Genomic DNA, 15,179 nt, shown 5'->3' with positions numbered 1-15,179 from the left:
GATATGGGTCTCGAAGAAAAGCTCCCCAGCGGATTTCTACTGACCACTGTCGAGGGCCTGGCAGGGTATGCCCGCAAAGGATCACTGTGGCCTGCCACCTTCGGGCTCGCGTGCTGCGCGATCGAGATGATGGCAACCACGTCAGGTCGCTTCGACCTGGCGCGGTTCGGCATGGAGGCATTCCGCGCGTCGCCGCGACAGGCAGACCTTCTGATCGTGGCCGGGCGGGTCAGTCAAAAGATGGGGCCGGTACTTCGTCAGGTCTACGACCAGATGGCCGAGCCGAAATGGGTTCTGGCCATGGGTGTGTGTGCGTCGTCCGGCGGTATGTTCAACAACTACGCAGTGGTACAGGGCGTCGACCACATCGTGCCGGTCGACATCTACTTGCCCGGCTGTCCGCCGCGGCCGGAGATGCTCCTGAACGCGATCATCGAACTGCACCGAAAGATCCAGGAGATGCCCCTCGGCGTGAACCGCGAAGAGGCACGCGCGGCAGCCGAGCGCGCCGCACTGGCATCCACCCCCACCATCGACATGAAGGGGCTTCTGCGATGACCGCGGGCAACAACGGATCGAGGGGGATGTTCGGGGTCCGCGGCAGTGGTGACACCTCGGGCTACAGCCGGCTCGCCCCGCCGATCTCAGTAGAGGACAAGGCCTCTCGACCGTTCGGTGGATACTTCGACGAAGTTGCGGACTCCTTGGATGCCGCATTGCGCAGCGGGGGCAGCACTTTCACCGATGCAATCGAGCGGGTAGTGATCTTTCGAGACGAGATGACGCTGCATGTCGAACGGTCTCACCTCCCGCAGGTCGCGCGCAGACTGCGCGACGAATCGGAACTGCGCTTCGAACTTTGCCTGGGTGTCGATGGAGTCCACTATCCGCAGGACACCGGTCGCGAGCTCCACGCCGTGTATCCATTTGCTTCGATCACGCACAACCGCCGGATCAGACTGGAAGTGTCCGTGCCGGACTCCGATCCACATATTCCGTCCATCGTCGGGATATACCCCACCAACGATTGGCACGAGCGTGAGACCTACGACTTCTTCGGGATCGTCTTCGACGGTCACCCGGCCCTGACCCGTATCGAGATGCCCGACGACTGGAAGGGCCACCCACAGCGCAAGGACTATCCGCTCGGCGGTATCCCGGTCGAGTACAAGGGCGCCCAGACTCCTCCACCCGACGAGCGTAGGTCGTACAACTGATGAACGAGACGACAGGAAGCAACTCCGGTGCCACGACGGAAACCGTCGTCACAGCATCGGGTCAGGACTGGGACGACATCGTCACCGCGGCCGCTCGCCAGCGAACCGGCGAGGCCGAACGGATCGTGGTCAACATGGGCCCGCAGCATCCGTCCACTCACGGCGTCTTGCGCCTCATTCTCGAAATCGAGGGTGAGACAGTCGTGGAAGCTCGGTGTGGAATCGGCTACCTGCACACCGGAATCGAAAAGAATCTCGAATACCGGAACTGGACGCAGGGCGTCACTTTCGTTACTCGAATGGACTACCTGTCACCGTTCTTCAACGAAACCGCGTACTGCCTCGGAGTCGAAAAACTTCTCGGCATCACCGACGACATTCCCGAGCGAGCCACCGTCATTCGCGTGATGATGATGGAGCTCAATCGAATCTCGTCGCACCTTGTCGCCCTGGCAACCGGTGGAATGGAACTGGGCGCCGTGACGGCGATGCTGTTCGGATTCCGCGAACGCGAATTGATTCTGGACGTGTTCGAGACGATCACCGGACTGCGGATGAATCACGCCTACATCAGGCCTGGTGGTCTCGCTCAGGATCTACCCGACGGGTCGGTCGCGAAGGTACGAGAACTGTTGAAGGTCCTACCGAAACGGTTGCGTGACGTCGAACTGATGCTCAGTGACAACTCCATCTGGAAAGCCCGCACCCAGGGAATCGGATATCTCGATCTCACCGGCTGCATGGCGCTCGGCGTGACGGGGCCGGTCCTACGCGCCACGGGTCTCCCCCACGATCAGCGTCGAGCGCAGCCCTACTGCGGCTACGAGAACTACGAGTTCGACGTCGTGACGTACGACGGATCCGATTGCTACGGAAGGTACGTCATCCGTGTCGAGGAGATGAAGGAGTCCCTCAAGATCGTCGAGCAGTGCCTCGACAAACTGCAACCGGGGCCGGTCATGGTGGACGACAAGAAGATCGCCTGGCCTGCCGATCTCGCTGTCGGACCGGATGGCCTCGGCAATTCGCAGAAGCACATCGCCAAGATCATGGAGTCGTCCATGGAGGGTCTGATTCACCATTTCAAACTGGTCACCGAAGGAATCCGCGTGCCGCCCGGCCAGGTGTACGTCGCCGTCGAGTCCCCGCGTGGCGAGTTGGGTGTGCACATGGTCAGCGACGGGGGAACCCGGCCGTACCGCGTCCATTTCCGGGATCCGTCATTCACCAACCTTCAAGCGGTAGCGGCGATGTGCGAGGGAGGCATGGTGTCCGACGTGATCGCCTCGGTTGCCAGTATCGATCCCGTCATGGGCGGAGTGGACCGATGACCGGCCCGAACGGCTCGTCACGGGTGTTCATCGAACTCGGGCCGCGCCCGGACGAGCCCACGCAACTGGTACGCCCTGGCGCACGATCGAGTTATCCGCCTGACGTACTCGCCCGACTCGACGCCGATGCCGAAACCGTCATCGCTCGTTACCGTGAGCCTGACGCCGCGGCGACCACCAGTCGATCAGCCCTCCTGCCGCTCCTTCATCTCGTGCAGTCCGAGGACGGGTACATCACCCCGGCCGGGATCGATTTCTGCAGTGCCAAGCTGGGTTTGACCGGCGCCGAGGTTGCCGCCGTTTCCACCTTCTACTCGATGTATCGCCGTGGTCCGACGGGTGAGTATCTGGTCGGAGTCTGCACCAACACGCTGTGCGCGATCATGGGCGGAGACGACATCCTCGCAGCACTCGAAGAGCATCTCGGGTCAGCAGGCTCCAGAGACGAAGGCGGACACTCCATCTCGACGTCCGACGGCAAGATCACCCTCGAACACATCGAGTGCAATGCGGCGTGCGACTACGCCCCCGTCATGATGATCAACTGGGAGTTCTTCGACAACCAGACTCCGGAATCGGCGCGCTCACTCGTCGATGCGCTCCGCGCCGGAGAGCGCGTGACACCCAGTCGCGGTGCCACACTGTGTTCGTTCCGACAGACCGCACGCACCTTGGCCGGGTTCCCCGATACGCGAATCGAAGCAGCCGAAGCACAAACAATCGGCGTGGCAACTCTTGCCGGACTGCGTATCAGCCGATCTCACGACGACAACCCACCCGGCTCGGCCTCAGCAGCCGACGCTACCGGCGAAGGGAAGTGACATGACACTCGCCCCCGTCCTGAGTCGCTACTGGGATCAACCGAACTCGTGGACTCTCGACAGCTACCTTCGTCACGACGGCTACCAAGCCCTACGCAAAGCGCTAGCCATGTCCCCCGACGCCGTGATCGAAACGGTCAAGGACGCGGGCCTTCGTGGGCGCGGTGGCGCCGGTTTCCCGACGGGCCTCAAGTGGAGTTTCATCCCACAGAGCACCGAAGACAAGCCAGGAGACGGCAAGCCCCACTATCTCGTCGTCAATGCCGACGAGTCCGAACCGGGCACATGCAAGGACATGCCGTTGATGATGGCGACCCCACACACGTTGGTCGAGGGAGTCATCATCGCGGCGTATGCAATTCGAGCGGCCAAGGCGTTCATCTACGTCCGGGGCGAGGTGGTCCCGGTCCTGCGACGTCTGCAGACCGCCGTGGCCGAGGCCTACGCGGCCGGATACCTGGGCCGCAACATCCTCGGTTCGGGATTCGACTTGGATCTCGTCGTGCACGCCGGAGCAGGCGCGTACATCTGTGGTGAGGAGACAGCCCTCCTCGATTCGTTGGAGGGACGACGCGGTCAGCCTCGACTGCGGCCGCCATTCCCCGCCGTCGCCGGCCTCTACGCCTGCCCGACCGTCGTCAACAACGTCGAGTCCATCGCGAGTGTGCCGTCGATCGTCCTGGGCGGCCCGGAGTGGTTCCGGTCGATGGGAAGCGAGAAGTCGCCGGGGTTCACGTTGTACTCGCTCTCTGGTCATGTCACCACTCCCGGCCAGTACGAGGCGCCGCTCGGCATCACGTTGCGAGAACTTCTCGACTACGCGGGCGGCGTTCGCACCGGGCACACCCTCAAGTTCTGGACTCCCGGCGGATCCTCGACTCCGATCTTCACCGACGAACATCTCGATGTCCCACTCGACTACGAGGGTGTCGGCGCGGCGGGATCGATGCTCGGCACCAAGGCACTGCAGATATTCGACGACACAACCTGCATCGTGCGCGCGGTGCTGCGGTGGACCGAGTTCTACGCCCACGAATCTTGCGGTAAATGCACGCCGTGCCGCGAAGGCACGTACTGGCTGGTGCAGATCCTGCGTCGGCTCGAAGGCGGAACAGGTACTGAAGCTGATCTCACCAAACTTCTCGACATCTCGGACACCATCCTCGGAAAATCCTTCTGCGCGTTGGGCGACGGAGCGACCAGCCCGATCATGTCCTCCCTGAAGTACTTCCGCGAGGAATACGTAGCGCATTTCGACAGCAACGGATGCCCGTTCGATCCTCGCCGATCCGTTCTCGCGACAGGAGCGTTCGTCTCATGACTGCAGCCGACGCTACCAAGAACGACGCCACCAAGACCGACACGGCACCGCCCACTGATCTCGTCACCCTCACCATCGACGGCCGGGAACTCCAGGTACCCAAGGGCACGTTGATCATTCGCGCTGCAGAGATGATCGGCACACAGATTCCGCGGTTCTGCGATCATCCTCTTCTGGACCCGGTCGGGGCGTGCCGACAGTGCATCGTGGAGGTCGAAGGTCAACGCAAGCCGGTGGCGTCCTGCACGACACCGGTTGCGGACGGAATGGTCGTCACCACACAGCTCACGTCACCGGTGGCGGAGAAGGCGCAGCGCGGGGTGATGGAACTCCTGCTCATCAACCACCCGCTGGACTGCCCCGTGTGCGACAAGGGCGGCGAGTGTCCGCTTCAAAACCAGGCGATGTCGACCGGTCGCACCGAATCCCGGTTCGGTGAGGAGAAAAGGACCTATCCCAAGCCCATCCCACTCTCGTCCGAAATCCTCCTCGACCGCGAGCGTTGCGTCCTCTGCGCCAGATGCACGCGGTTTTCGGGCCAGATCGCCGGCGACCCGTTCATCGATCTCCTCGAGCGTGGCGCGCTTCAACAGGTCGGGATCTACGCCAACGAGCCCTTCGAGTCCTACTTCTCGGGCAACACCATCCAGGTGTGCCCGGTCGGCGCGCTTACCAGTACGGCATACCGATTCCGGGCGCGACCGTTCGATCTGGTGTCCAGCCCCAGCGTGTGTGAACACTGCGCCGACGGATGTGCTCAGCGCACGGACCACCGTCGCGGAAAGGTTCTCCGCCGTCTCGCCGGGGACGACCCCGAAGTCAACGAGGAATGGAACTGCGACAAGGGCCGTTTCGCATTCACGTACACGACCCAAGGTGATCGGATCACCACTCCCCTGATCCGCAACGCTGACGGCGAATTGATTCCGGCGTCGTGGCCCATGGCACTCGACCTCGTTGCGCGATCCTTCGCGCAGGCCCGCGGTGACGCAGGCGTACTCGTCGGCGGACGCTCTACCTTGGAGGACGCCTACGCCTACGGCAAGTTCGCGCGAGTTGCTCTCGCTACCAACAACATCGACTTCCGAATCCGTGCTCATTCTGCCGAAGAGGCAGGTTTCCTCTCAGCACACGTCGCCGGCCGCACACTCGAAGAGTCGGTGACGTACCAGGACCTCGAGTCGGCCCCGGCCGCATTGCTGGTAGCTCTCGAGCCCGAGGAGGAGTCACCGATCATCTTCCTGCGGCTACGCAAGGCCGCACGTTTCGGCAAGACGACGGTGCTCTCCAGCGCGCCATTCGCTACGCGCGGCCTGCAGAAGATGGGCGGCTCTTTGCTTCGGACCGTACCCGGAAGTGAAGCAGCTCTGATGGATTCGTTGTCTCACCCCAGCAGTGAGGAGGGCCAGCTCCTCCGGCAGCCCGGTGCAGTGATCCTGTTGGGCGAACGACTCAGTGAGGTGGCGGGCGGCTTCGCCGCGGCGGTACGTCTCGCCGAAGTGACAGGAGCTTGTTTGGCTTGGGTCCCACGCCGCGCTGGTGATCGCGGCGCCGTCGAGGCCGGCGCACTACCGGGATTGCTTCCCGGCGGACGCCCCGTTGCGGACCCGGCAGCACGTCGGGAGGTGGAATCAGTGTGGGGGGCCTCCATCCCGGCATCCGACGGGCGCGACGCCGCGAGTCTGCTGGATCCGGGGCAGACGACTGCTGCCCTTCTTGTCGGCGGCGTCGAATTGAGTGATCTCCCGAACCCGGCGAAGGCAAGGGCCGCGATCGAAGCAGCAGGTTTCGTGGTGAGTTTGGAGATCCGTCACAGCGGAGTCACCGAACTCGCCGACGTCGTCTTCCCGGTGGCACCGGTCGCCGAGAAGCCCGGAACCTTCCTCGATTGGGAAGGCCGCGAGCGCGTGTTCGACACTGCGTTGAGAACGACAGGAGTGATGCCGGATCAGCGCGTTCTCCACGCGATCGCAGCCGAGATGGGCATCGATCTGGGCCTACCCGACGCAGATTCCGCACGCTCGGAGATACACCGCCTCGGCGATTGGTCCGGATCGCGCCCCACCTCGCCTCAGGTCCCGTCAGGCACCATGCCCACACCGGCACTGGGCGAGGCAGTGTTGTCGAGTTGGCGAATGCTGCTCGACAACGGCCGATTGCAAGACGGCGAGCCCAACCTGGCGGGTACGGCACGGCTCCCACTCGTACGTTTGTCTGCCGAGACCGCTGCCGAGATCGGCGCCGACAACGGCGATCACGTTGCGGTGTCGACTGAATCCGGTTCCATCACATTACCGTTGGAGATCACCGAACTCCCGCCTCGAACAGTCTGGCTCCCGCTCAATTCACCGGGTAGCACGATCTACGAAACGCTCTGCGTTACCGCGGGTTCCGTGGTGAAGATTGCGAAGGCGGGAGCGCAATGACCACCCACGAGTACGGGACCGTGTCAGCTCCGGTCGACCTGTCGGCGTTCGGGCACGACCCGTGGTGGTTGGTGATCGGCAAGGCTCTCGCCATTTTCGTGTTCCTCGTACTCACACCGCTGGTGGCAATTTACGCGGAACGAAAGGTCATGGCACGCATGCAGATGCGTGTCGGACCGAACCGCGTCGGCCCCCGTGGAATGCTCCAGAGTCTCGCTGACGGAATCAAGCTCGCCCTCAAGGAGGGCATCACACCGACCGGCGCCGACAAACCGATTTATCTCCTCGCGCCCGTCATCGCAGTCGTGCCCGCGTTCATGGCCTTTGCCGTCATCCCGTTCGGTCCGCAGGTGTCGATCTTCGGAACCCTTTCACCCCTGCAACTGACCGATCTTCCGGTCGGAGTTCTCTACATCCTCGCCGTGACTTCAATCGGTGTGTACGGGATCGTGCTTGCCGGCTGGTCGTCCGGATCGACGTATCCACTATTGGGCGCACTTCGATCGACCGCGCAGGTCATCTCCTACGAGGTAGCAATGGGGCTGTCCTTCGCCGCCGTCTTCCTCTACGCCGGAACGATGTCCACGTCCGGAATCGTCAGTGCCCAACAAGGTGCCTGGTACGTCTTTCTCCTCCTGCCGTCCTTCCTGATCTACGTGACAGCCATGGTCGGCGAAACCAACAGGGCTCCCTTCGACCTTCCCGAGGCCGAGGGTGAACTGGTGGGTGGGTTCCACACCGAGTACTCCTCACTCAAGTTCGCGATGTTCATGCTGGCCGAGTACGTGAACATGGTGACGGTGTCCGCTCTGGCCACGACACTGTTCCTGGGCGGGTGGCACGCACCGTTCCCGTTCAACCTGTGGGACGGCGCCAATTCCGGTTGGTGGCCGGTGCTGTGGTTTGTCGCCAAGGTGTGGGGCTTCCTCTTCGTCTTCATCTGGTTGCGCAGCACGCTTCCTCGATTGCGCTACGACCAGTTCATGAATCTCGGCTGGAAGGTTCTGATCCCCGCAGCTTTGGTATGGGTGATGGTGATCGCGACCGTTCGTGCGTTCCGCAACGAGGGCTACAACACCTGGGTCGTACTTCTCTGCGTCGCACTGGTTCTCGGAGCTGCGCTCCTGATCGTGTTGGCCGGGACTTACCGCAGCCGACGCCGAACCGCCGCGTTGGTGCCCGATTCGGGGACCCGGCCTTTCGATGCGATGTCGGGCGGCTTCCCGGTTCCACCCCTACCTGGTCAAACGCTGCCGACCCGAAAACTACCGGGTCAGAATGTGCCACCGCCGCGGCGGACAGATGTTTCCGACACATCGGAGGACTCCCATGCCTGATTTCCTCGGACCTATCGCGGGTTTCGGAGTGACGCTCTCGACAATGTTCAAGAAGCCCGAGACCGAGTTCTATCCGGAGGAGAAGCGCCCCACCGCGCCCGGATACCACGGTCGCCATCAACTCAACCGGTATGCGGACGGACTCGAGAAGTGCATCGGTTGCGAACTGTGTGCCTGGGCCTGCCCCGCCGACGCGATCTATGTCGAGGGTGCTGACAACACCGAAGAAGAACGGTTCTCCCCCGGCGAGCGTTACGGGCGGGTGTATCAGATCAACTACCTGCGGTGCATCGGCTGTGGCCTCTGCGTCGAGGCTTGCCCCACTCGGGCTCTCACCATGACCAACGAGTACGAGATGACCGACGACAACCGAGCCGGATTGATCTACGAGAAGGACCGCCTTCTCGCGCCCCTGAAACCCGACATGGCAGCGCCACCACACGCGCTGCGTCCCGGCACAACTCAGGACGACTACTACCGCGGCGACATCACAGCAGCTCCCGAACAGGCAGTACCCGAGCAAGAGCCGAACCCGGAGACCGAGAAATGATCGCGGCGGTCACGACTACGATCCTGGCGGAGGGAACGATGACATCGACCTCCACCGGCGAGGCGGTGCAGTTCTGGATCCTCGGAACCCTTGCGGTGATCAGCGCTTTGGGTGTGGTCGCCGCCCCCAAGGCCGTCTATTCTGCGCTCTTCCTTGCAATGACGATGATCATCCTGGCCGTCTTCTACATCGTGCAGGGCGCACTGTTCCTCGGTGTCGTCCAGATCGTCGTCTATACCGGCGCAGTGATGATGTTGTTCCTGTTCGTCCTGATGCTGGTCGGCGTGGATTCTTCGGACTCCTTGGTCGAAACGCTACGGGGACAACGCGTCAGCGCGATCGTGATCGGCGTCGGATTCGGGCTACTCCTTATCGGCGGCCTCGGAAATGCGTCGATCTCGGGGTTCACCGGATTCACCGGACTCGACCAGGGCAACATCGACGCTCTCGCCGATCTCATCTTCATCCGCTACGTATGGGCCTTCGAACTGACCGGCGCACTGCTGATCACGGCGACACTTGGCGCGATGATGCTCGCGCATCGGGAGAAGATCGGATCCACGCTCAGCCAACGCGAACTCTCGCAGCAACGATTCGCGTACCTGGGCAGCGATGAGAGCAATCCCGACAAGGGCTCGGCCACTCCCCTCCCCAGTCCCGGCGTGTACGCACGTCACAACGCAGTGGACATGCCGGCACTGTTGCCCGACGGAACGTTCTCGACGCTCTCCGTCAGCAGCGCACTCACTCCGCGTTCCCCGGATCCGAGTACCGGTGAGGAGTCTGCGCGATGAATCCCGAGAATTACCTGTATCTGTCGGTCCTGTTGTTCACCATCGGGGCTGCGGGAGTCCTCCTGCGACGCAACGCCATCGTGGTGTTCATGTGTATCGAATTGATGCTCAACGCCGCGAACCTGGCATTCGTGACCTTCGCGCGCATGCACGGCAATCTGGACGGCCAGATCTTCGCCTTCTTCACGATGGTGGTAGCTGCGGCCGAAGTAGTCGTCGGCTTGGCAATCATCATGATCATCTTCCGATCTCGGCGTTCTGTATCCGTCGACGACGCAGACCTGCTGAAGTACTGACATGTCAGGAGGAATCACGTCCGCCATCTGGTTGCTCCCCGCCCTGCCCCTGTGCGGCGCCGCTGTCCTGTTGCTGGCGGGTCGTCGCACGAACGCGTGGGGCCACCTATTCGCCTGCGTCATGACACTCGCGTCGTTTGTCGTCGCAGTGGTGTCTTTCATCGCCATGCTCGGCCGCGACACCGCCGACCGCACCGTCACCGAGCACCTGTTCAGTTGGGTCCCGGTCGACAGTCTTCAGGTCGAGTTCGGACTGCAGCTTGATCAACTGTCGATGTGTTTCGTCCTGCTCATCACCGGTGTAGGTTCGCTGATCCACATCTACTCGGTCGGCTACATGGCGCACGACCCCGAGCGTCGTAAGTTCTTCGCCTACCTCAATCTCTTCCTCGCTGCGATGCTGCTCCTCGTGCTCGCCGACAACTTCCTCGGGCTCTACGTCGGCTGGGAAGGCGTCGGTTTGGCGTCGTACCTGCTGATCGGTTTCTGGCAGCACAAGCCGTCGGCGGCGACCGCTGCCAAGAAGGCTTTTGTCGTCAATCGGGTGGGCGACATCGGATTGATGATCGCGATGATGTTGATGTTCAGCACGTTCGGCTCGCTCTCGTTCAGCAGCGTCTTCGCCGACGCGTCTGGTGCAAGCGAAGGTGTCCTGACGGCGATCGGCCTGATGCTCCTCCTCGCTGCATGCGCGAAGTCCGCGCAGGTGCCACTGCAGTCGTGGCTCGGCGACGCGATGGAGGGCCCCACCCCCGTCTCGGCTCTGATTCACGCGGCCACGATGGTCACGGCCGGCGTCTACCTGATCGTGCGCTCCAATCCGATCTTCGATCTCGCACCCGACGCTCAACTCGTGGTTGTCATCGTCGGTGCCGTGACGCTGCTGTTCGGTGCGATCATCGGCTGCGCGAAGGACGACATCAAGAAAGCGCTCGCCGCATCGACCATGAGTCAGATCGGATACATGGTCCTGGCAGCGGGTCTCGGACCAGCTGGATACGCCTTCGCAATCCTTCATCTGATCACCCACGGATTCTTCAAGGCAGGCCTGTTCCTCGGCGCGGGTTCGGTGATGCACGCGATGAACGACGAAACCGACATGCGGCGCTACGGCGGGCTCCGAGCGTTCATGCCACTGACTTTTGTCACGTTCGGGCTCGGATACCTTGCCATCATTGGTGTTCCGCCGTTTGCCGGGTTCTTCTCCAAGGACAAGATCATCGAGGTTGCGATCGGCGAGGGCGGCATCAAGGGTGTTGTGCTGGGCATCGTCACGCTGTTGGGTGCGACGCTCACTGCCTTCTACATGAGCCGCGTGATGCTGATGACCTTCTTCGGGAAGGCCCGCTGGGAGAACCAGAAACCTCACGAATCTCCGGCGGTGATGACGTCTCCGATGATCATCCTGGCGGTGGGGTCCGTCGGCGCCGGGATGCTCCTGACCATCGGGTCCAGCTTGCAGAACTGGCTCGAACCGGTTGTCGGCTCACATCACGCCGAACCGCCGATACCCGCATGGTCGATCACCGCGCTGGCGCTGCTCGCAGTTGCCGCCGGCGTCGCGATTGCGTATCGCGAGTACGCCACCCGGGAGATTCCACTTGTGGCACCGACTCCGGTTTCACCGTTGACCGGTGCGGCTCGCCGCGATCTGTACGGTGACGCCTTCAACGAGACGGTGTTCATGAAGCCCGGACAACAACTCACCAAGTCGTTGGAAGTGTTCGACACCAAGGGAATAGGCGGCGTCGTGGGCAGCTTTGCGGTGGTCGTCACCGGGCTGTCCGCGCTCACGCGGAAGCTACAGACCGGGTTTGTTCGCTCGTACGCGCTGGTGATGTTTGTCGGAGCAACACTCGTGGTCGCGACAATGATGGCGGTGACACTGTGGTGATCGAAGCGGCGGTGAGCGACTCTGTGACCAATACCGGCTTCCCCGCGCTGACGGTGCTCTGGTTGCTTCCGCTCATCGGAGCGGGTGTTGTCCTCGCTCTGCCGGCACGGTCGTACCAATTTGCGAAGTCTCTCGCATTGGCTGTGTCCGTGGCAGTCCTGGTGGTCGCCGCCGTTCTCGGAGTTGCGTTCGACCGCGGCGGCGAACAATTTCAATTTGTCGAAAGCCACAGCTGGATACCGGCTTTCGGCACCAGCTACACACTCGGACTCGACGGGATCGCACTCGTTCTGGTTCTTCTCACCGCAGTGCTGGTGCCATTACTACTGATCGCGGGCTGGAACGACGTCCCGGCAGACCCGGCATCACCCAAGAGAATGCCGCACAACTATTTCGCGCTGATCCTTGTTGTCGAGTCCATGGTGATGATTTCGTTCAGCGCCTTGGACATTCTCTTGTTCTACATTTTCTTCGAGGCAATGCTGATACCGATGTATTTCCTCATCGGCGGGTTCGGCGGAGTGGGCAGATCTCGCGCAGCCGTGAAGTTTCTGCTCTACAACCTCCTCGGCGGCCTGGTCATGCTCGCTGCAGTCATCGGCCTGTACGTGGTCACCACGCGCGACGAGAGTCCCTTCGCCAGCGGCACTTTCGACTTCCGGGCGATCGCCTCAGCGGCAAACAGCGGTGAACTCGGTGTTGGACCCGGGGTGCTCAACGCCTTGTTCCTCGGATTCATGTTCGCGTTCGCGGTGAAAGCACCGCTCTGGCCGCTGCACAGTTGGTTGCCGGACTCCGCGGTGGAATCGACTCCGTCGACAGCAGTGTTGATGATGGCGGTCGTGGACAAGGTGGGCACGTTCGCGATGATTCGCTACTGCCTGCAACTGTTCCCGGAGTCGTCGTCGACCTTTGCACCGTGGATCATCACGCTCGCCGTTATCGGGATCGTCTACGGCGCAACACTGGCGATCGCGCAAACAGACGTCATGAGACTGATCGCCTACACGTCGATTTCGCACTTCGGCTTCATCATTCTCGGAATCTTCGCGATGACCAGCCAGAGCCAGGCGGGTTCCGCGCTGTACATGGTCAATCACGGAGTCTCCACTGCGGCTCTGTTCTTGATTGCGGGATTCCTCGTCTCGCAGCGAGGTACTCGATCGATCGCGGCGTACGGCGGCGTCCAGAAAGTTGCACCCGTACTTGCCGGCACATTCCTCGTTGCGGGGTTGGCAACGCTGTCGCTGCCGGGTCTCGCGCCGTTCGTCAGTGAGTTCCTGGTGCTGATCGGGACGTATTCGCGATACCACGTGGCCGCTATCGCGGCGACTGCCGCGCTTGTCCTGTCCGCGATCTACATACTCTGGCTCTACCAGCGCATGATGGGCGGACCTGTGAAGGAAGGGCAGGGAACGATCCGCGACCTCGCTCGACGCGAACTTGTGGTGGTCGCCCCTCTGATCGCACTCCTGTTGCTTCTCGGCATCTACCCCAAGCCTGCCTTGGACGTCATCACTCCTGCAGTGAGCCATACGGTCGTCGACGAGGCTCCGACCCCGCTCGTCGCCGACCACGAAGGAGGTGCCCACAAATGAGTTCCTTCAACGACGTGACCATCCTCGGCTCAGCCGGCACGGCGTCACCCAGTGTCGAATACAGCTTGCTCTCGCCAATGTTGATCGTGTTCGGTGTTGCGGTTGTGGGCGTACTCATCGAGGCGTTTGCACCCCGGCGCATTCGATACCCCGTGCAACTCGTCCTCGGTGTCGCAGGTTTGGCGGCCGCGTTCGTGGCAGTGCTTCTACTCGCCGGCACGCGGTCGACGGCGATGATGGGTTCTGTAGCGGTCGACGGTCCGACCCTTTTCCTACAGGCCACGATCCTTCTCGTGTCGATCCCCGCAGTACTGCTGATCGCCGAGCGAGGCTCGGGCAACACCGCCGAGGTGATCGCGCAACACGACGCGCTCGGCGGTTTCACCCCTCAAGCGTCGAGCGTCCCCGGAAGTGTTGCGGAACAAGAAGCGGTCAAGGTCGGTATCGCCCAGACCGAGGTCTTTCCGCTCACCCTCTTCGCTGTCGGCGGCATGCTCCTTTTTCCCGCGTCCAACGATCTGCTGACGATGTTCGTTGCGCTCGAGGTGTTCTCACTACCTCTGTATCTCCTGTGTGGTCTGGCACGCCGACGTCGCATGCTCTCCCAGGAAGCTGCGCTCAAGTACTTTCTGCTCGGGGCATTTTCGTCGGCGTTCTTCGTTTTCGGAATCGCGTTGCTGTACGGCTATGCCGGGACGGTCACGCTCTCCGGTATCGCCGACGCAGCACGCAGCGGGTCGGGTACCGACGCCTTCCTGTGGCTCGGGACAGCACTCGTGGCCGTGGGATTACTGTTCAAAGTCGGTGCCGTGCCGTTCCATTCGTGGATTCCCGACGTCTATCAAGGGGCGCCGACGCCGATCACCAGTTTCATGGCTACTGCGACCAAGATCGCCGCATTCGGTGCCATCCTTCGTGTCTTCTATGTGGCTCTGCCGAACGAGTACGTGAACTGGCGTCCACTGATGTGGGCGGTCGCGATTCTCACGATGGTTGTCGGATCGATCGTCGCTGTGACGCAAACCGATATGAAGCGGATGCTCGCGTATTCGGCCATCGCGCACACCGGATTCATTCTGACCGCTGTGGTTGCGGATTCGGATGCCGGCCTGGCCTCGGCGATGTTCTACCTTCTGGCCTACGGATTCAGCACCGTGGGCGCGTTCGCCGTCGTGAGTCTGGTTCGGGACGCAGACGGTGAGGTCGCGATGCTCTCGCGCTGGGCCGGATTGGGCCGGCGCTCACCGCTGGTCGGAGTTGTGTTTGCACTGTTCCTGTTGGCTTTCGCCGGGATCCCGTTGACCAGTGGGTTCATCGGAAAGTTCGCGGTGTTCAGCGCGGCAGCCGAGGGCGGGGCCGCACCTCTCGTGATCGTCGGTGTCCTGTGCAGCGCGATCGCCGCGTACTTCTACGTGCGAGTGATCGTGTTGATGTTCTTCACCGAATCGGCCGCAGACGCTCCGACCGTCGTGGTACCGAGTGCACTGACCAGCAGTGTGATCGGCCTCGGCGCCGGTGTCACGCTCATCCTCGGCATACTCCCCCAGCCGGCGCTCGACCTCGCCGAGCGTGCAGCGGACTTCCTACACTGAGC

Annotated in this window: 13 protein-coding genes; all 13 read left to right on the top strand. The window is 62.2% G+C overall.

Annotated features, from left to right (window positions below; all coding sequences use genetic code 11):
- The first annotated feature begins 3 nt into the window (after positions 1-3).
- Genes ACVZUB_RS13305 through nuoN form a run of 13 tightly spaced genes read left to right on the top strand, consistent with a single transcriptional unit; the run spans position 4 to position 15,177 of the window.
- Entirely contained in the window at positions 4-558 is a 555-nt protein-coding gene (locus ACVZUB_RS13305; RefSeq protein ID WP_003942234.1) for a NuoB/complex I 20 kDa subunit family protein, read from the top strand.
- A complete protein-coding gene (locus ACVZUB_RS13300) occupies positions 555-1,217 on the top strand; it encodes an NADH-quinone oxidoreductase subunit C (protein WP_007735151.1) in 663 nt (220 codons plus the stop codon). Before ACVZUB_RS13305 ends, ACVZUB_RS13300 begins: the two co-directional genes overlap by 4 nt.
- The gene (gene nuoD, locus ACVZUB_RS13295) at positions 1,217-2,548 is read left to right on the top strand and encodes an NADH dehydrogenase (quinone) subunit D (RefSeq protein ID WP_214514353.1); all 1,332 of its coding nucleotides are present in this window, start codon (positions 1,217-1,219) and stop codon (positions 2,546-2,548) included. Before ACVZUB_RS13300 ends, nuoD begins: the two co-directional genes overlap by 1 nt.
- Complete coding sequence (gene nuoE, locus ACVZUB_RS13290) at positions 2,545-3,369, top strand: NADH-quinone oxidoreductase subunit NuoE (protein WP_054782111.1); 825 nt, start codon at positions 2,545-2,547, stop codon at positions 3,367-3,369. Before nuoD ends, nuoE begins: the two co-directional genes overlap by 4 nt.
- 1 nt (position 3,370) lies before the next feature.
- The gene (nuoF, locus tag ACVZUB_RS13285; protein ID WP_050655787.1) at positions 3,371-4,690 is read left to right on the top strand and encodes an NADH-quinone oxidoreductase subunit NuoF; all 1,320 of its coding nucleotides are present in this window, start codon (positions 3,371-3,373) and stop codon (positions 4,688-4,690) included.
- Positions 4,687-7,116 carry an NADH-quinone oxidoreductase subunit G gene (locus tag ACVZUB_RS13280; RefSeq protein ID WP_482628476.1) on the top strand — a complete coding sequence of 810 codons (2,430 nt, stop codon included), beginning with the start codon at positions 4,687-4,689 and terminating at the stop codon, positions 7,114-7,116. Before nuoF ends, ACVZUB_RS13280 begins: the two co-directional genes overlap by 4 nt.
- Positions 7,113-8,453, top strand: a complete 1,341-nt coding sequence (gene nuoH / locus ACVZUB_RS13275; RefSeq protein ID WP_047271442.1) for an NADH-quinone oxidoreductase subunit NuoH — start codon at positions 7,113-7,115, stop codon at positions 8,451-8,453. The genes ACVZUB_RS13280 and nuoH overlap by 4 nt, the downstream gene beginning before the upstream one ends.
- Positions 8,446-9,003 carry an NADH-quinone oxidoreductase subunit NuoI gene (nuoI, locus tag ACVZUB_RS13270; protein ID WP_003942192.1) on the top strand — a complete coding sequence of 186 codons (558 nt, stop codon included), beginning with the start codon at positions 8,446-8,448 and terminating at the stop codon, positions 9,001-9,003. The genes nuoH and nuoI overlap by 8 nt, the downstream gene beginning before the upstream one ends.
- On the top strand, positions 9,000-9,797 hold the full coding sequence (locus ACVZUB_RS13265) for an NADH-quinone oxidoreductase subunit J (RefSeq protein ID WP_165638337.1): 798 nt from the start codon (positions 9,000-9,002) through the stop codon (positions 9,795-9,797). Before nuoI ends, ACVZUB_RS13265 begins: the two co-directional genes overlap by 4 nt.
- Positions 9,794-10,093, top strand: coding sequence for an NADH-quinone oxidoreductase subunit NuoK (gene nuoK, locus ACVZUB_RS13260; RefSeq protein WP_003942238.1), 300 nt, complete (start codon positions 9,794-9,796; stop codon positions 10,091-10,093). The genes ACVZUB_RS13265 and nuoK overlap by 4 nt, the downstream gene beginning before the upstream one ends.
- A 1-nt stretch (position 10,094) precedes the next feature.
- The gene (gene nuoL, locus ACVZUB_RS13255) at positions 10,095-11,987 is read left to right on the top strand and encodes an NADH-quinone oxidoreductase subunit L (RefSeq protein WP_482628475.1); all 1,893 of its coding nucleotides are present in this window, start codon (positions 10,095-10,097) and stop codon (positions 11,985-11,987) included.
- Positions 11,981-13,585 carry an NADH-quinone oxidoreductase subunit M gene (locus ACVZUB_RS13250; protein WP_482628474.1) on the top strand — a complete coding sequence of 535 codons (1,605 nt, stop codon included), beginning with the start codon at positions 11,981-11,983 and terminating at the stop codon, positions 13,583-13,585. Before nuoL ends, ACVZUB_RS13250 begins: the two co-directional genes overlap by 7 nt.
- Positions 13,582-15,177, top strand: a complete 1,596-nt coding sequence (gene nuoN, locus ACVZUB_RS13245; RefSeq protein ID WP_482628473.1) for an NADH-quinone oxidoreductase subunit NuoN — start codon at positions 13,582-13,584, stop codon at positions 15,175-15,177. Before ACVZUB_RS13250 ends, nuoN begins: the two co-directional genes overlap by 4 nt.
- Positions 15,178-15,179 lie beyond the last annotated feature (2 nt).

The organism is Rhodococcus sp. OS5, from assembly GCF_056837585.1.
Note: the sequence above shows the minus strand (reverse complement) of the source record. Positions and strands in the feature narration are given on the sequence as shown.